This window comes from Streptomyces sp. NPDC051677, assembly GCF_044453465.1.
GTDB lineage: Bacteria > Actinomycetota > Actinomycetes > Streptomycetales > Streptomycetaceae > Streptomyces.
Genome location: NZ_JBITCT010000097.1, coordinates 1 through 17221 on the forward strand (window position 1 = coordinate 1; position 17221 = coordinate 17221).

At 64.5% G+C, this 17221-nt stretch carries 16 protein-coding genes; 7 read left to right on the top strand and 9 right to left on the bottom strand.

Annotated elements, in window-relative coordinates; all coding sequences use genetic code 11:
- Nucleotides 1–361: 361 nt before the first annotated feature.
- On the bottom strand, nucleotides 362–1288 hold the full coding sequence (locus tag ACIBAF_RS47510) for a metallophosphoesterase (RefSeq protein ID WP_399472791.1): 927 nt from the start codon (nucleotides 1286–1288) through the stop codon (nucleotides 362–364).
- 160 nt (nucleotides 1289–1448) lie between these two features.
- Between ACIBAF_RS47510 and ACIBAF_RS47515 the strand changes: the two genes are divergently transcribed.
- Nucleotides 1449–1913: a GatB/YqeY domain-containing protein gene (locus tag ACIBAF_RS47515; protein ID WP_399472793.1), complete on the top strand. Its 465-nt coding sequence runs from the start codon at nucleotides 1449–1451 to the stop codon at nucleotides 1911–1913.
- Between the two features lie 424 nt (nucleotides 1914–2337).
- On the opposite strand, the gene ACIBAF_RS47520 is transcribed toward ACIBAF_RS47515, so the two are convergent.
- A complete protein-coding gene (locus tag ACIBAF_RS47520) occupies nucleotides 2338–4608 on the bottom strand; it encodes a transglycosylase domain-containing protein (RefSeq protein WP_399472795.1) in 2271 nt (756 codons plus the stop codon).
- A gap of 407 nt (nucleotides 4609–5015) precedes the next feature.
- Between ACIBAF_RS47520 and wblA the strand changes: the two genes are divergently transcribed.
- A complete protein-coding gene (gene wblA, locus ACIBAF_RS47525; protein WP_173877846.1) occupies nucleotides 5016–5354 on the top strand; it encodes a transcriptional regulator WblA in 339 nt (112 codons plus the stop codon).
- 14 nt (nucleotides 5355–5368) lie between these two features.
- Here the strand turns inward: wblA and ACIBAF_RS47530 are convergent, their stop codons facing one another.
- Both ACIBAF_RS47530 and ACIBAF_RS47535 read right to left on the bottom strand, forming a co-directional pair.
- The gene (locus tag ACIBAF_RS47530) at nucleotides 5369–6733 is read right to left on the bottom strand and encodes an ArsA family ATPase (RefSeq protein ID WP_399472797.1); all 1365 of its coding nucleotides are present in this window, start codon (nucleotides 6731–6733) and stop codon (nucleotides 5369–5371) included.
- Nucleotides 6730–7707 (bottom strand): ArsA-related P-loop ATPase, encoded by a 978-nt coding sequence (locus ACIBAF_RS47535; protein WP_399472799.1) that lies wholly within the window; start codon nucleotides 7705–7707, stop codon nucleotides 6730–6732. The genes ACIBAF_RS47530 and ACIBAF_RS47535 overlap by 4 nt, the downstream gene beginning before the upstream one ends.
- Before the next feature lie 428 nt (nucleotides 7708–8135).
- Here ACIBAF_RS47535 and ACIBAF_RS47540 point away from each other — a divergent pair, with 428 nt between their 5' ends.
- The 5 genes from ACIBAF_RS47540 (at nucleotide 8136) to ACIBAF_RS47560 (ending at nucleotide 10425) form a co-directional block, all read left to right on the top strand.
- Entirely contained in the window at nucleotides 8136–8342 is a 207-nt protein-coding gene (locus tag ACIBAF_RS47540; protein WP_399472801.1) for a hypothetical protein, read from the top strand.
- Nucleotides 8326–8847, top strand: a complete 522-nt coding sequence (locus ACIBAF_RS47545; protein WP_399472803.1) for a DUF6879 family protein — start codon at nucleotides 8326–8328, stop codon at nucleotides 8845–8847. Before ACIBAF_RS47540 ends, ACIBAF_RS47545 begins: the two co-directional genes overlap by 17 nt.
- Nucleotides 8837–9670, top strand: a complete 834-nt coding sequence (locus tag ACIBAF_RS47550; protein ID WP_399472805.1) for a helix-turn-helix domain-containing protein — start codon at nucleotides 8837–8839, stop codon at nucleotides 9668–9670. The genes ACIBAF_RS47545 and ACIBAF_RS47550 overlap by 11 nt, the downstream gene beginning before the upstream one ends.
- Nucleotides 9671–9760: 90 nt before the next feature.
- Nucleotides 9761–10192: an ATP-binding protein gene (locus tag ACIBAF_RS47555; protein WP_399472807.1), complete on the top strand. Its 432-nt coding sequence runs from the start codon at nucleotides 9761–9763 to the stop codon at nucleotides 10190–10192.
- Nucleotides 10189–10425: a hypothetical protein gene (locus ACIBAF_RS47560; RefSeq protein ID WP_399472809.1), complete on the top strand. Its 237-nt coding sequence runs from the start codon at nucleotides 10189–10191 to the stop codon at nucleotides 10423–10425. Before ACIBAF_RS47555 ends, ACIBAF_RS47560 begins: the two co-directional genes overlap by 4 nt.
- Nucleotides 10426–11017: 592 nt before the next feature.
- Here ACIBAF_RS47560 and ACIBAF_RS47565 read toward each other — a convergent pair.
- The 5 genes from ACIBAF_RS47565 to ACIBAF_RS47585 all read right to left on the bottom strand — a co-directional run bounded on the left by ACIBAF_RS47565 (nucleotide 11018) and on the right by ACIBAF_RS47585 (nucleotide 17095).
- Entirely contained in the window at nucleotides 11018–11386 is a 369-nt protein-coding gene (locus ACIBAF_RS47565; protein ID WP_399472811.1) for an HNH endonuclease, read from the bottom strand.
- A 273-nt stretch (nucleotides 11387–11659) separates the two neighbouring features.
- Nucleotides 11660–13039, bottom strand: a complete 1380-nt coding sequence (locus ACIBAF_RS47570) for a phage major capsid protein (protein ID WP_399472819.1) — start codon at nucleotides 13037–13039, stop codon at nucleotides 11660–11662.
- A gap of 425 nt (nucleotides 13040–13464) precedes the next feature.
- Nucleotides 13465–13776, bottom strand: coding sequence for a hypothetical protein (locus tag ACIBAF_RS47575; RefSeq protein ID WP_399472813.1), 312 nt, complete (start codon nucleotides 13774–13776; stop codon nucleotides 13465–13467).
- A gap of 1347 nt (nucleotides 13777–15123) precedes the next feature.
- A complete protein-coding gene (locus ACIBAF_RS47580; protein ID WP_399472815.1) occupies nucleotides 15124–15312 on the bottom strand; it encodes a hypothetical protein in 189 nt (62 codons plus the stop codon).
- Nucleotides 15313–15553: 241 nt separating this feature from the next.
- On the bottom strand, nucleotides 15554–17095 hold the full coding sequence (locus ACIBAF_RS47585; protein ID WP_399472817.1) for a recombinase family protein: 1542 nt from the start codon (nucleotides 17093–17095) through the stop codon (nucleotides 15554–15556).
- Between the last annotated feature and the right edge of the window lie 126 nt (nucleotides 17096–17221).

Consider the following 17221-nt stretch of genomic DNA (forward strand, 5'->3'; position numbering starts at 1 on the left):
CATGGGCATGACGAGCAGTCGCCCCGGACGAGTATCAGTCCCACGATCGAGCGATCACGAACCGGGGAAGATCGGACTTAACGTCCACTGAGAACTTGGGACCCCCGGGCTGTCTGGGACCCCCGTGCCCTGTGTGCGCCCCGGGACCTGTGTACCCCCCCGGGACCTGCGTGCCCCCCGGGACCTGCATGCCCCCGGGACCTGCATGCCCCCGGGACCTGCATGCCCCCGGGACCTGCATGCCCCCGGGACCTGCATGCCCCCGGGACCTGCATGCTCCTGGGAGCCATGAGACCCCTCGCCCCCTGGGCCCCGGGATCTGCGTGCCCCGGGCCCCCTCCCTCCCCTTACTCCTTACTCCTTACTCCTTCTCGACCAGCGTCAGCAGCGTTACTTCCGGCGGGCACGCGAACCTCACCGGGGTGTAGCGGTTCGCGCCGCAGCCTGCCGAGACGTGGAGGTAGGACGTACGGCCCTCCGCCGTGTGCGTCGACAGACCCTTCACGCGGTCCGTGTCCAGGTCGCAGTTGGTGACCAGGGCGCCGTAGAAGGGGATGCAGACCTGGCCGCCGTGGGTGTGGCCGGCCAGGATCAGGGGGTAGTCGTCCGCCGTGTAGGAGTCCAGGACCCGCAGGTAGGGCGCGTGCACCACGCCCATCGAGAAGTCGGACGACGCCGACGGGCCGCCGGCCACCTGTGCGTAGCGGTCGCGCTTGATGTGCGGGTCGTCCAGGCCCGTCAGCTCCACCGACGCGCCCTCGACCTTCAGCACGCCCCGGGTGTTCGTCAGGTTGAGCCAGCCCGCCGCGTCGAAGCCGTCGCGCAGGTCCTCCCACGGGTTGTGGATCACGCCGACAACGGGCGCGTTGCCGTTCAGGCCGTGGCGGCCCTGGGCCTTCTCGAGGAGATACCGGGCGGGATTGCGCGGTTTCGGGCCGTAGTAGTCGTTCGAGCCGAAGACGTACGCGCCGGGGAACTCCATCAGGGGGCCGAGGGCGTCCAGGACCTCGGGGATGCTGTCCGGGTCGGACAGGTTGTCGCCCGTGTTGATCACAAAGTCGGGGCGCAGGCCGGCCAGCGAGCGCAGCCAGCGCTGCTTCTTGCGCTGGCCGCCGACCATGTGGATGTCGGAGACCTGCAACACGCGCAGGGGACGCATTCCGGAGGGCAGGACGGGGACCGTGACCCGTCGGAGGCGGAAGGAGCGGGCTTCGAAACCCGCCGCGTACACCAGGCCGGCGGCGCCGGCCGCCGCAATGGACAGAGGTACTCCGTATCGCGCGCGCATACGTCCATCGTGTCAGACGCCGTCGATGCTTCTCTCCGCACCGCCCCTTAACTACGTTGCCCCGCAAGTGCCCTTCCCGCGCCGCGGTTTCGGCGTGCGTGTCGCACCGCCCGCTAAATGAACGGGCGTCCGGCCGTCCACACCTGCGACAATCACACCCATGACCACGCTCAAGTCGAAGCTGCAGGAAGACCTCAACGCCGCGATCAAGGGGCGCGACGAGCTCCGCTCCTCGACGCTCCGGCTGACGCTCGCCGCGATCACCAAGGAGGAGGTCGCGGGCAAGGAGAAGCGCGAGCTCTCCGACGACGAAGTCCTCAAGGTGATCAACAAGGAGGCGAAGAAGCGCCGGGAGGCGGCCGACGCCTTCGCGCAGGGTGGTCGGGCAGAGAGCGCCGCGCGGGAGAAGGCGGAGGGCGAGATTCTTGCCACGTACCTGCCCAAGCAGCTCAGCGACGAGGAACTGGACGCCATCGTCGCCCAGGCCGTCGAGGAGGCGAAGGCGGCGGGTGCCGAGGGGCCGCGTGCCATGGGCGCCGTCATGAAGATCGTGAACCCGAAGGTGGCCGGTCTGGCCGAGGGCGGCCGAGTAGCCGCCGTCGTCAAGAAGCTGCTCGCGGGCTGACCCGACCCGCACGCCCACGCCCGAAGGCCGGCCCAGGAGGCACGACGGCTCCGCCTGGGACCGGCCCGCGCGACGGACGGCTCCGCTTGGAACCGTCCCGCACGATGCCCGGGACCGTCCCGGCGCGCACCGGTCCCCTCTCGACGTGGTCCGGTCCCGTCCCGACGTGCACCGCTCCCGTCCCGCCGATCGGCCGTTCGCCGCGTCAGCGCCGGAGGCCGTCCGCCGTCGACCGGCCCCTGCGCCTGACGCCTTCGCGCCGGCGGCCGCCGCTCCCGTACGACGAACGGCCGCCGCTCCCGTACGACGAACGGCCCCCGCTTCTCCCTGCGGGAGAACCTCCTCCTGAGGGGAGAACCTCTCCGTAGGAGGAGCGGGGGCCGCTCGTCGTGGGGTTACTCAGTACTGAGGGGCTTCGGTGGGCTCAGTTGCGCCTGCCGCCGCCGCCGTTCGCGTTGCCGTTGGTCTGGCCCTGGAAGAACGTGCCGGTGCCGGCGTTCGTCGTGCCGTTGGTGAGCAGGCCGCCGATGAAGCCGTCGTTGTTGCCACCGTCGTTGCCGGTGCCGCCGTTGTTGTTGCCACCGCCGTTGTTGTCGTTCTCGTCGCCCTTGTTCTTGTCCGGGGGGTTCGGGATGTTGACGAGGTTGAAGGACGGGGCGTCCTTGCCCTCGAGGGCGCCGGTCATGGCGTCCCGCCAGATTGGGCCGGGGGTGTCGCCGCCGTAGACCTGCGCGTGGTAGACGCCGCCGATCCTGATGTCGGTCATCTCGACCTTCTGGGTGGCGCTGCCGACCCAGACGGCGCCCGCGAGGTTCGGGGTGTAGCCGACGAACCAGGCGTTCTTGCGGGAGTCCGTCGTACCGGTCTTACCGGCGTTGGCGCGGCCGGAGAGGCCGGCCTGCTTGCCGGTGCCGGAGTCGGTCACACCGCTCAGCAGCGTGTTGACGGTGTCCGCGGTCTTCTCGTCCATCGCGCGCGAGCAGGTCGACTTCGGCACCTCCAGCGACTTCTTCGTGCCGCCCACGGTCTGGGTGATCGACTCGATGGCGATCGGGGTGCAGTACATGCCCCGGCTGGCGAAGGCCGCGTACGCGCTCGCCATCGTCAGCGGGGAGAGGCCGGTCGCGCCGAGGGCCATGGACGCGGGGCTCTCGGGGACCTTGTCGCCGTTGCCCTGGACCACGCCCAGCTTGTCGGTCATCTTCACCACGGGGCACATGCCGATGTCGCCGAGCATCTGCACGAAGTAGGTGTTGACCGACAGCTCCATGGCCTTCTTCAGCTGGTACGGCCCCTTCTCCGACTCGCTCTCGTTCTCCACCGTGTCGTTGTTCTTGTTGGTCCAGGGCTTGCTGCTGCACGTCTGGACCGTCTCCGGGTACGGCATCTGGTACGGCGCCGAGTAGGACTGGTTCGGCGGGCGGCCCTCCTCCAACGCTGCTGCGGCGAGGAACGGCTTGAACGTCGAACCGGTCGGGAAGCCGTAGTTCGAGCCGCCCATGGAGGAGTTGACCGAGTAGTTGTACTCGGTCTCGTTCTTGCCGTAGCCGTACGGCTTCGACTGGCCCATGCCGAGGATCTTGCCGGTGCCGGGCTCGACGAGAGTGGCGGCCGCGGCGACCTTGTCCGACTGGTAGACGTGGTCCTTGAGCGAGTCCTGGACGGACTTCTGGGACTGCGGTTCGAGCGTCGTCCGGATCGTCAGACCGCCCTGGTTCCAGACCTTCGCCCGGTCCTCCTTGGTCTTGCCGAAGACCGGGTCGCTGAGGAAGACGCGCTCCACGTACTTGCAGAAGAAGCTGGCGCCCTGAACGGCGGTGATGCAGCCGTTCTTCGGCTGCTTGACCTTCAGACCCAGCGGGGCCCGCTGCGCCTTGGCGGCCTCGCCCTCGGTGATGTCACCGACCTCGGCCATGCGCTTCAGCACGACGTTGCGGCGGTTGATGGCCGTGACGTCGTCCTTGACCGGGTCGTAGACGGTCGGCTGCTGGACGAGGCCGGCCAGCATGGCCGCCTGGGGGAGGGTGAGGTCCTTGGCGTGCGTGGAGAAGTAGCGCTGGGAGGCGGCTTCGACCCCGTAGGCCTGCTCACCGAAGAACGTGATGTTCAGGTAGTTCTCGAGGATCTTCTTCTTGCCGAGCTCTTCCTCGAGCTGGATCGCGTACTTCAGCTCTTTGATCTTGCGGCCGATGGTCTGCTGCGTGGCCTGTGCGACCTTCGTCGGGTCGTCGCCCGCCTCCTCGATGGCGACGTTCTTCACGAGCTGCTGCGTGAGCGTGGAGGCTCCCTGGGACACCCCGCTGTTCTGCACGTTCTTGTTGAGCGCGCGCAGCACGCCCTTCAGGTCGATCGCGCCGTGCTCGTAGAAGCGCGAGTCCTCGATCGCGACGATCGCCTTCTGCATGTACGGCGAGATGTTCTTGAGGTCGACGACCGTGCGGTCACGGGAGTAGACCGTGGCGATCTGGCCGCCCTCGGAGTCGAGGATCGTGGTGCGCTGGCTCAGTGGCGGCGTCTTCAGGTTGGCCGGGAGTTCGTCGAACGACTCCACCGACCCCTTGGCGGCCAGGCCCAGCGCGCCGAAGGCGGGCAGGGCGATACCGGCCAGGACCGCTCCAGCGAGCACACTGACACCGAGGAACTTGGCGGCCTGCTGAGTTGACGACAGACCACCGCCCGAGCGCTTTTTTGGCATGGGGGCAGCCTACGTTCTCATTCGCCGGACACACGTCAATGCCTTGGCCTAAGCTGCTCTCAACTGTCACAGCAGCAGGGCTACGTATCAATACGTCCGGCGACCCCGAATCGTTCCGGAGGTTCCCCAACTTTTTTGTCGGGGGCGTGTCCGAATCCGCCTTGAGTGTCACCCGGCATCCGTTGTGACCCAGCTGAACTGTCCCGTTTGTCGGGAAAGTGATGCATGTCGCAGGCTCACTCCCCCGGGTGATCTGCCGCTTACCCATAGTCCGTTCGGGCCATTCAAGATTGGGCCCGAAGGGGGTGTTGCGCTGTGCCCACCTTCCGTAACGTCCTCAACTGGCGGCGGTGAATATGCCGCTGCCGCCGTGGGGGAGCCTCGATTCGGGAGAGGACGGCGCCGGTATGGGCTGGGTAACCGACTGGAGTGCGCAGGCTGCCTGCCGCACTACCGATCCGGATGAACTGTTCGTTCAGGGAGCAGCGCAGAACAGGGCCAAGGCGGTGTGCACCGGATGCCCGGTACGCACCGAATGCCTGGCCGACGCGCTCGACAACCGCGTCGAGTTCGGCGTGTGGGGAGGCATGACGGAGCGCGAGCGCCGCGCACTGCTGCGCAGGCGGCCGACAGTGACCTCCTGGCGCCGGCTCCTGGAGACGGCGCGTTCGGAGTACGAGCGTGGGGTGGGCATCCTGCCGCTCGACGACGACCAGATGTACGAGAACTACGCGGCGGTGAGCTGAGGAGAACCCTCGGCTCAGGCGTCGGCAGCCTCGGGCAGCTCCGGCCGGTTGGCCGCGAGCCGGTTCCCGATGTCCCGCAGCCCCGTGAGGTCATGCACGTCGCCGGGCAGTGCGGCCACTTCGGCGACCGACACCTCGGGGTGGAGCGCGGTGAAGCGGTCACGCGTGCGCTGCTCTCGGGAGAGCAGGTGCATGCGTTCCGCGTGCAGCCTCAGCAGGCCTGCGGTGAGGTCGTCCACGGTCCGGTCCGCGTCTGTGGGGGCGTCGCGCTCCGGATCGGGTGCTGGAGATTCTGAACTGCCGTACGTGTCGGGAGAGTTACGAAGTCCAGCTTTCCCGCCGTCCTGATCGACAATGCCGGGCTCTTCAAGATTTTCCGCAGCGGCGAGCGCCCGCTCGGCGGACAGCTGGGCGGCGCCGCTGCCGTGGACGCGGTTGAGCACCAGACCGGCCAGCGGCATGTCCTCGGCGGCCAGCCGCTCCACGAAGTACGCGGCCTCCCGCAGCGCGTCCCGCTCGGGAGCCGCCACCACCAGGAACGCCGTACCGGGCGCCTGGAGGAGTTTGTACGTGGCGTCCGCGCGCGTGCGGAAGCCGCCGAACATCGAGTCCATCGCTGCCACGAACGTCTGCACGTCCTTCAGCAGTTGGCCGCCGAGCAGTTTGCCGAGCGCGCCGGTCATCATCGACATCCCGACGTTCAGGAACTTCATCCCCGCGCGTCCGCCGACCTTGGCGGGCGCGAGCAGGACGCGGATCAGCTTGCCGTCCAGGAACGACCCCAGCCGCTTCGGCGCGTCCAGGAAGTCCAGCGCCGACCGCGAGGGCGGGGTGTCGACGACGATCAGATCCCACTCGTCACGCGCGCGGAGCTGCCCCAGCTTCTCCATCGCCATGTACTCCTGCGTGCCCGCGAAGCCCGCCGACAGCGACTGGTAGAACGGGTTGCCCAGGATCGCGGCGGCCCGCTCCGGATCCGCGTGCGCCTCGACGATCTCGTCGAAGGTGCGCTTCATGTCGAGCATCATCGCGTGCAGTTCGCCGTCGCCCTCGACGCCCTTGACGCGGCGCGGGGTGTTGTCGAGCGAGTCGATGCCCATGGACTGCGCGAGCCGGCGCGCCGGGTCGATGGTGAGAACCACCACCTTGCGGCCGCGCTCGGCCGCCCTGAGCCCGAGCGCCGCCGCCGTGGTCGTCTTGCCGACGCCGCCCGAGCCGCAGCAGACCACGATGCGGGTCGCCGGATCGTCGAGCAGCGGATCGAGGTCGAGCAGGGGGGCGGGGGAGAGGCGGTGCCGGGCGCCTCCCGTGTCGTGGGCCTTGGCGTCGGCCGTGCCGCGGGCCTTGCTGCCCTGGGCGTGAGCCTGGTCCGGACTCATGCGATCCCCTGCTTCCGCAGTTCGGTGGCGAGCTGGTACAGGCCCGCGAGGTCCAGGCCCTCGGCGAGCAACGGCAGTTCATGCAGCGGCAGGTCCAGCTCGCCCAGGGCCGCGCGCTGCTCGTGCTCCAGCGCGTGCCGCTCGGCGTACTCCCCGGCCTGCCTCAAGAGCGGATCCACCAGCCGCTCGGCGTGCCCGCCGCGCCGTGCTCCGCCGAGCCCGGCGGCGGACAGCGAGCGGGCAACAGAAGAACGCGTCACGGTCCGGACGAGTTCCAGCCCGCCCTCGTCCAGCATCTCGGGCCGCACCATGTTGACGATGACCCGCCCCAACGGCAGCTTCGCCGCCCGCAGCTCGGCGATGCCGTCGGCGGTCTCCTGGACCGGCATCTCCTCAAGCAGCGTCACCAGGTGCACAGCCGTCTCCGACGACTTCAGCACCCGCATCACGGCCTGCGCCTGATTGTGTATCGGGCCGATCCTGGCCAGCCCGGCGACCTCGTCGTTGACGTTCAGGAAGCGCGTGACGCGGCCCGTGGGCGGGGCGTCCATGACGACGTAGTCGTACACGAACCGCCCGTTCTTGTCCTTGCGCCGTACCGCCTCGCACGCCTTGCCGGTGAGGAGCACGTCCCTCAGGCCGGGCGCGACGGTGGTGGCGAAGTCGATGGCGCCGAGTTTCTTCAGGGCCCGTCCGGCGCCCCCCAGTTTGTAGAACATCTGGAGGTAGTCCAGAAGGGCCAGTTCGGGGTCGATGGCGAGGGCGTACACCTCACCGCCTCCCGGGGCGACGGCGATCTTGCGTTCCTCATAGGGCAACGCCTCCGTCTCGAAAAGCTGCGCGATGCCCTGCCGGCCCTCCACCTCGACGAGAAGCGTGCGCTTCCCTGCCGTGGCGAGGGCCAGCGCAAGGGCCGCGGCGACCGTCGTCTTACCGGTCCCGCCCTTGCCGCTGACGACCTGGAGCCTGCTCACGTCTTCGAGCGTAACCAGTCCGCGCCCGAGGCATTCGGGAGGCTGTGGACAACGGAGGCGGCAATCGGCCACATGGCCTGTGGAACAGCCCCTCGGGCAACAGCCGATACAGTCGGCCCCATGACCAAGTGGGAATACGCAAAGGTTACGCCACGAACGATGGCACGCCAAGGCTTGAGGCCCGCGACCAGGCAGAACAGCCGCGCCCACGCGCCACGGGGTCGGACGCACGGACGGGACAGCCGACACGTTGAGCCTTGCTTCCGGTCCCCAGCGTGCCCACGTGTGATGCGCAATCAGCAGGTACGAACAAAGATCAAGTACCCGACAACGCGAATATTGGCGATGCCGCATAGACGACCATGTCCGGCCCCCGTACCGTCGTTTCCAAGAGCCCCAACAGGGGCCGGACACAAGGGGTTTCAGCCATGGCGCGCGAGGAACTGACACGGCTTACCGGCAACGGGAACGGAGAGTGCGGACAAGGGGACTGCCCGAACGTGTATCGCACCGAAAATGGATCGTTCGTTGTGCAGGGCGACGTGTTCAACGGCTTCACCCCGCCCGAGGGCGAAGGGTTGGTTGAGATCCCGGAAAGCGTGCTGAAGGAGGCTTTCCGTGCTCTTGGATGGTGAAGCCTGGCAGGCGAAATTCCGGGACTTCAAAAGCGAGGCATGGCGACTGGAAACCCTGCCCACGTACCGCGTACCGCAAGAGGCCGATGAGTTCTCCCGCTTCCTGGCGGGCGAGCGGTTTCCGGGGCCGTACGAGGATTCATGGACGGCCATGATCCGGCACCGCAAGGAATCCGGTGGAAGCGTCGGGCGAGTGCACATCCTGACTCGGCCGCTCTCCGATTACCTGCGCTTCGAGTTCGAGCGGTACTACCGCCATCAGGCCCCCATCGGGGAAGACATCCGAATCCTCGACGTGACCGAGCGAGAGAATCCGTTGCCGAGCGTTCAGGACTTCTGGATGTTCGACAAATCGGAAGTCGTCCTCATGCACTACCAGCCGGACGGCACACAGATCAGCCGGGAAGCTTTCGAGGGCGACGTGTCACCCTTCATCGAATATCAGCGCATCGCACGCGCCGAATCGGTGCCCTTTGAGGAGTACGTGAAGGGCCTTGACGTTTGAACCGGAGGAGCTAGGCCAGACCAAAGCTGATCTAGCCGACACTCTCAAGACGCTTCGTAAGCGGGCCGGGATCACACAAATCCGGCTCGCTCAGCGCTGCAATATGTCCCAAACGAAGATCAGCAATATTGAAGGGGCGAAGCTAACCCCGAGCCTTGTTGACGTAGAACTGATCCTCAGAGCGTTGGACGCACCGCCGGAACTTGTTGCCCAGGTGGTGGCGCTTACCCGTTCCGCTAATACCGAATGGCAAGACGCTTGGTCTCAGCGCCGCACCGGTCTAGAGAAGAAACAGAACGAGCTAGCCGGGTTTGAACAGTCCTCCACAGAGTTTCGCTATTTCTTGCTTTCCATGGTGACTGGCCTACTCGCGACCCCTGAATACGTGCGGGCGAGTCTCGCTCATATCTCCGGGGATCACAGCAAGGCAATTGCCAAGAAGCTAGAGCGGCAATCAGTCCTTTACGACACGTCGAAACGCTTCACGTTCATTCTGACCGAACAGGCCGTTAGATGGCCGTTTCTCCCGCCGTCTGCAATGGCTATGCAGATTGACCGGTTGGCTTCGATTAGTCTGCTGTCGAATATCCGACTAGGGGTAATCCCCTTGGATGGCCATATGCCAACCGCCCCATTGAACACCTTCACCATCTACGACACGCGGATAGCGACCGTCGAGACACAGACCGGAGTAATGGTTTTCCGGGATCACCGGGACGTGTCGGCGTATCTAGACGAGTTCGCCACGTACGAGGATTACGCATTGTTCGGCGAGGCAGCGCGGGAACGGCTGTCCGAATGGGCCCACCGTTTCCGTTCATGATCTTTACCCGACCACGGAAATATTGGCCGGAAACTTCCGTCTCACCCCCTACCTTGGTCCCACGACCAAAGCAGGCGGAAGGAACGGCATATGACGACCCTTCAGGAGGCTCCCAAGGTAGCGCGCTGGAGTTGGACACGGAACGCTAAATGTGTCCGCCTGGCCCGGTCCCAGTTGGGGAAATACCTTCAGCGCTGGGAGGCCGAGGAACTCACAGATTCCGGTACCTTGCTTCTGTCGGAACTCCTCACCAATGCCGTACGGCATGCGCGTGTGTCGCCGGGGCGTGAAATCGAGACCGTATTTGAGGTTACTGAGGAAAAGCTACGTGTTGAAGTCTCCGATGCTTCTAACGAGCTTCCAGCGCTGCGCCACGCCAGCGACGACGACGAAGAGGGGCGAGGATTGGCGCTTGTCGCAATAGTGGCCACACGATGGGGCACAGCTCCCCGAATGGTGAACGGGCAATACGTGATCGGAAAAACGGTCTGGTTCGAGATCGACCGGAAGGCCGACGCGTGACCCGCGCGGTATACCGCTTCGTCGACTACAAAGTCAGGCTTGATGAGACGGCGCATGCAGAATTCTCGGCTGTCTGCGTTACAGGCGACGAAGCCGATTGCGGAGCATTTTCGGGTGTGATGGTGGACGATGAAAGGGTCACGCGCTGGATTGCTGAGCATTGTCGAGACACTGGTCACGCGCGATTCAAGCGAACCTACTCCGACTATGCGACGGTCGCCCGTAATGAATAGAGCCCCCGCCCCGGCCCTGCTTTGGTCGAGCGCCCGGGGCGGGTTCCACGTAAGGCAACCCGACCAAAGGAAAGAGCCCCGTACCAACCGGATGATTCCAGCGGGTACGGGGCTCTGGTCATGCGGGCACTGCGAGGCTCACGGCGGCCACGTACGGGCCGTTCACCCTCTCGCTGGGGTTCCTGTCCGTCGGACTAGCCGAACGGCTCTCAGAGGGGCGCACGCGAGCAGTGGTGGAGCGACAGCAGCGGCCACGGCCAGAGCAATGAAATAGGGCCGGTCGGATCAACCAGCGCGCCAAGAAAGCGCCGGGAACCAACCGGCCAACCGGGATTAACAATCCCGGAAACAATTACTCTCAGTTTCCTGACGAGGCGTCAGAAATAGGGTCGCCGGCCAGACCTCGGAATATTTATTCCGAATGGACGGCTATTTGAGCCAAACCCCCGGGGTCAGAATTTCGCAGCGGCGTACCCGGACGAGAGGGGCTGGGTCCGGGAGGCCTGCGCTCTAGAGATTTACCCCGCCCCCCTATCGCATACATGCCGGGGTTTTACGCAGAATCCGGCGGATATTTATTCGCCACTCAGAGTCACAGCACGGTGAAACCGTCTGGCTTACTGCCACGGCGTGAATTGCAGGAGCGGCAGAGAACGCGCAGGTTTTCCCGCCGATTGGTACCGCCAGCGGCCAAAGGGGTGATGTGGTCAACGGTCAGATCAGCGCTGGCGTGCGCGGGCACTCCCCACCCTTCGCACCATTCACCATTCGTGGCACGATGCGCCTTCAGAACCTGTGCTCTGATCCGTCGGTACTTACTGTCATATCCACGCTGGCTCGCGCTGCCTCGCACCGCATCACGCTGGCGCTGGCGCTGCGCCATGTACTCAGACTGGTGGTAATCACAACGGCTCGGATTAGTAGTCAGCCGCCCGCATCGCAGGCAGGGCCGCTTAGGCATCCTGGGCCGCCTCAGGCTCTTCCCACGCTCCGCCAAACTCTCCGGCACCAGAGATCCGGTACAGCATTCGGAAGGCACGGAAAAGACTCGACCGTTCGGCGCTGTCCCGAGGGGTAACGGCGGCGCGCTCCAGTGTGGCCAGCGCTTCAACGGCAGCTACATTCATGGGCATTCGTTTTCCCTCCCTAACGGAAGACGGCCCACCACAGCAGGAGTGAGGTTGCGGGTAACTCGCTGCTGTGATGAGCCATCAGTTCAATTGGGCGTGAGCCCTTACAGGGTGGCGCTCATGCCGGTACCGGACAGAATGCTGATCGAACCGGGGTAACGGGCACCCTGGAAAGACATGTACTCATAGGCGCGGGCGAAGAGCGAAAGCTGATTCGCGTAGGTCTGCGGGAATACCTCGAACTTCGGATGAGACTCCCACAGATAGAGATCCTCGCTGCGCATCACAATTCCGCGATCCTCGTTCGTGCCAGCGCCGTACGTGATCCCGATGTTGCTATCGATGTACACGTCGAGGCCACAGAAACGGCCGATAGGGCCCTCAGTGGCAAGCTTCGGAGCAAACACACCCATGGAATTCGTGGGGCCGTTATCGGAAGGCACGAGCAGCGGACGGCCGGTCGAGTCCTGCTGCCCCATCAACCAAACTGCACGACGCGGAGCCACAATCAGAACGTCCGGCGCTTCAAATCGGGACGCGAATACCTGGCCAATTGCCTTGAGTACAGCCTGCTGAAACGCCTTGCCGTCGGTGCCGGTAAAGCTCACGGTGCCAGTACCGGCCACATTCAGAATGCCGGTCGCGCTACCACCCGAACCGCTGCCGCTGAGAACCTGCGTGTCAATCTTGACGGAAAGGTCGGCCGCAAGGTCGCCGAGTATCACAGTGTCGATATTCAGTGGCGACTGCTCCGCGAGCTGAAGGCTGACAGTCTGGCCTCCCGCAATCGTGGTCACATTGGACGCAAGTGACGTCGTGGTTATATCGGTCTGCTGAATTGCAGTGTTCTGCGTTCCCTGAACAGCCGTCGCCGTACCGGTGGCCACCTTGGGAATATTCAGAACGTCAGTGCCCGGCGGCAGTGCAGCATTCTGGACAACGTCGGCGGTCACTCGGCGCGGTCGCGCGAGCTTGACAAAGTCCTTCTCCATCCAGAGAGGGGGCACAAATTCACCGGCAGCGCCGTTCGTGGTCGAGAGCGCGCGGCCCTCCTGGCGTCGCTGGTCGGCCACCTGCCGCGCGTTCCGCTCCAGCCGCTCACGGGCCTCTGAACTGTTGTTCTTGCTCACCGCGTAGGCGTCGAGAAAGAAGCTGTAATCCTTGGAATCCCGCTTGTAAATGACGGGCTCGGACGTGATGTATGCGGAACCGGTCATGCGGGATTCTCCAGAGTTGTTGCGGGCGGCAGCGCCCGGGGCATAACGGAGCGCCATAGGTGCGGCGACCTCATCCATGCGCTGGGCCTCTTCGAGTTCGTCCAGGCGCTCGTTGAACGCCTCGATTTCCGCCGCGTATCGCTCAAATGCTGTGCTCTCAGCAGTAGTGAGATTGCGGCCTTCCTGGCGAGCCGCGTTGAGAAGCTTGTCTATCGTGAGCTTGGCGTCGTCGCGCTTGATTCGGAGATCCGAAATCATGGCTTTCATGTCCACTTGGAACTCTTCCGGAAAGAGCCGGTGTGTCTCGCGACTAGCGGCGGATCGTAGTTTTACTAGGTGCTCGCGCTGCGTTTACGTGCGTGATAGCGCTCGCGGATATACGCGGCTTGGCACGGTCGGCAATACGCGTGGTGTTGCCTGCTCCGGTCCGTACGATGGGCCGGGGTGAAACAGTTCTCACGCTTCCATTGCTGACAGCGGGAGCAGCGCAAGAGCGTCCAATTAGGCAGACCGGAGTTCAAGGGAAATCCGCTCGCAGGCAGCGCGGTGCGAAACAGGGTCGGCACTAAGCCGGTCGGCAAGCTCTCGCGCATCGGCCAGCGAATGGCCACGGCGCACCAGGGCGTCAATCAGCCCTGCTTTGCTCTCAGCGGCTCGCTGGTGCATGTCGCGGACACAGGTTTCAGTCATGGTCAGCCCCCTGCAATCGGCCTGCGAGCCCGGAATTCGAGCACTGCACCGCTTAGGCGTCGCTCAATTGCGAGCCTCCGGAGCCCCGTTCCTGCATCGACCAGCGTGCAGAGAACTTCGATATCTGGGTTGGTCTCGCCGTCGACAATCGCGCCGGTCTCTTCGATGTGATCGAGGACCTGAAACGTGAGCCGCGTGAGCCGGTGGCGTAGATCCTGGGAGTGGTCGAAACTCTCGGAGATCGGCGCTTTATCGCGCTTATTCGAGGGGTCAGCCGGCTTCGGGGCTTTTCTGCGCTCGGTTTCGTCGCTCATTAAGCCCGCCGCATTCCGCGAACCGGCTTATGGGCCAGCAGCTTTCCGACGCGGGTCATGTCATCGGCAACGGCGGTAAGGGCGCATGCGATACAGCGGGATGCGTAGCCGTCCGGGTTTCCGGGATGCGGGTAGAACTCACGCCGCACACGCTTCAGGCGGCCGCAATCGGAGCACCACTTATCTGTTTCGGTCACTGTGTGACTCCCGTGATGGGGCCCCATCGTTAGGCCCTTCACTTTCACTGGCGCGCAAACACTGCCGAGTGAACACGGGAAAAGTGCAATATCCGAGGTTGGAAAAGTAACGGTTAGGTAAATCATCTGAACAGAAGGAAGGGGCAGCACCGGAAGCCACAGACGGCCGCCTGAAAGCCTTTAGCGCTGCCCCTGACGGGATTTTGCCCGGCGGAGCCCTCAGAGGCCCGCAGACCGCTTCTCAGCACGGTAGAAAGCCGTCCGGCAGCGAGGGGAACAGAAACGGCGCGGGCGGCCGACCCCATCCCATCCGGTGCTCTCATGGCAGCGGGCGCACAGTGCCTCCCAGCGGGATTCGTCGGCTTCCTGCCGCTGCTGTGCCTGTTCGTCTTGCAATTCCTGACAGGACGTCATGGCTTGTGTCCTGTAGCTGCATATCCGCTGCCGCCCGTTCAGCGGCTCGAAGTCTCGCCCACAAAGTTTGCAGGTTCTCTTGGGCGTGGCTTTCGCCCGGCGGTGGGCAGCCTGCTTACAGCGCGGGGAACAGTAAAGGCGATCGGCGCGGGAGCCATCGGGGAGCCAGTGGCGACACCAGGCGCAGTCATAGCGTTGGTCAGTCATGATGTGTTTTCAATCTCCAGAGTGAGTGACGAGTTTTGGAGAGACCCTTAGATTTATATGTTGGTACGTGAACTCAATAACTACCTTCAGAGATTAAGAACACCAGTCGAGAGAACACGTCCTCAGCGCTGTCTAGCCGCCCGGTGCGCTGCCTTCCGGCAACGGTCAGAGCAGTACACGCGCGGCCGTCCCGTTTCAGGCTGCGTAAGCGCTTCGCCGCAGGACAGACAGGCTCCTCCGGGCGTTTCCAAGTCGTTGGCCCGGAGCGCAAGACTGATCTTTCGCTGTACGGGGTCCGCCATTGCTGTGTCTCCCAGCGTCACCAGCCAGAGGGTTTCCTCGGCAAGGCGGAGCAGTCGAATAGCTTGGTTCTTGGTCACGGAATTGTTCCCTTTCGTCGTTCAGGTGGGTCCGTAAACGGAAGTTGCGTCGCATGGCACTGGCCGTAAACGGTGGGTTGTGTGACAGGGGTTGTCCGGGAAGAGACGTAACCAGGGAAAAGAAAAGGGCCCTTTGTTGGGCCCGTTCCTTAGATCAGCGCCAGACCGGCCTTTCGCTGCGCCTGTCGCTCGGCGTGAATGCTGAGCAGTCCAAGCCGCTTTGCCTGAAGCCGTGCGTCGTTGCCGAGGTTGTTTCGGAAAGCGCGTGCCAGCGCTCCCCGGTGTGAGTCTTCCGAAACCCACGAGTAGATCACGGCCATAAGCTGATCCGCTGCCATGCGCGCTCACCCTCTCCACTTGTCCCTTGCTGATGGCACTGGAGCGCAAGCACTTCCCGCCGGGCGGAGCCGCTGTACGGCCGTCTGCGGGCATGAGAGAGCCCCAGACGGGTCCACGGGGTCCATCCGGGGCTGTTAGCGGCTTAGCGGGCGGCATACGCCGTCTGAGGGCACGAGAAAGGGTCCCTGGCCAACTTGACCAGGGACCCTCTGAACGGGGCGCTACGTGGCGCTCAGGCGTCTAAACCCATTCGATAGTCACGCGACCCTCGATTACGGCCAGTGCCTTGTTTCCTCGGCTCTTCTCGCTGGGCAGCGCCTTGCGCACGGTCACCCGCTTGCAGAACAGCGCGACGAACTCTCGGCGATTGGCGAGGGTTGCCGACTCCCACCAGGAACCAGGGCCGAGCGGGTCACCGTTGTCTGACTCGGTCCACCCGCTGATAGGCAGGACCATTGAGCCAGCCTGGCCCAGTACTTCAAGTCGGCTGTCAGCGGCCCGTAGACGTGCTTGCTGGGCCTTCACGTCCTCCTGCCAGCGTGCACGGCCGACGGGGTCACCGGCGTAAAGGTCACGGTCGTCATAAAGCTGCGTCAGTGCCCGCGTGGCGTCTGCCCGTTCCTGTACGACCGTGGCTCGTTCCTGTGCTGTCTCGGCCGTTTCATTTATCTCGGCATAGTGTGCTGCCACCCGCACAAGAATGTCGCGCGATTCCTCGTCCCATTCGGCAGCAGCGATAAGGGCGAAGATGCGTCGAACTATGTGATCGTCAAGGGCAGCGCGCGAAATGTAGCTGCGCCCCTCATGGTCGCCAGGCTTCGTAGTGTCCACCGGCTTACCCGCTGGCCGGTTGCAGAAGTAGCTAGGGCGCGCAGAGTTGTTAGCGCTCATCGAGCAGCCGCACGCGCAGACCATTACGCCCATGGATGACAGCAGCGCCGTTGTTCGGTGTTCGTTCATACGCACCGGGCGCGCGTCCAACCAATCCTGAATGGCGAACCAATCCGCCTCGCTGAGAATGGGCTCCCATACACACACAGGCTTTCCCTCGGCATCGCGCCGGATACGATGACCGGTAGCGCGTCCCTGTGCGTTGTAGATCGTCTCGGCGTCGAAGCCAGCAAGGTGCGGGTGACGCAGCATGTTGATAACCGTCTTGGGATGCCAGGCGCTTTGTGCTGTCTTCTTACCGCGCGATGCGCCCAGAGTGGCTACGCCTTCAGCATTCAGCGTCGCGCACATCGAGTGGACAGAGTCCGTACCGGCGAGCAGTGCCTTTACGACGCGCCGGATAACTTCCGCTTCATCGGGCTGAGTTACGAGCGTCTGCACGGCAACAGGCTTGCCGCCGGGGGAGGTTCGGGTCTCCTGCTGGAGGCGACGGCCGTAGGGTGACTTTCCGCCCACATAGCCGCCGAGCGAGCGAGCCAGCGCGGCAGCGTCACGAACGGCAGTGCTCTTGTTCTTCGACTCCTGGTAAGCGGCGTCGAGCCGAAAAATCAGGTGGATCAGGTCCATGACTTCGCCGGGCCGGAATACGCCTTCAGCGACAGAGACGATTGTGACGCCCAGGGACATCAGTTCATTGACGATCGGGATAGCGTCGCGAGGCTCAAGGCGGGAAAGCCGCGAAATGTTGTAGACGATGACCACGTTGATTCGGCCCAAGCGGCAGTCACGGAGCAGCCGTTCAAAGTCGGGCCGCTCAGTCCCGCTGTAGGCAGATATACCGACGTCTTCGTAGTGGCCGTGCCAGGTGGCGTCTCGGCCCTGCCGTGCCATCTCAGCGGCGAACGACTCGTAGCGCGCCTGGCAGGGGCCGTTGCGTGATCACGTTTCGTCCGGAGTGTCGTGCTAGCCCGTCCTTGGAGGGGACATCCCGGTTCGGGCGGGTGGGGGACGCAGTGC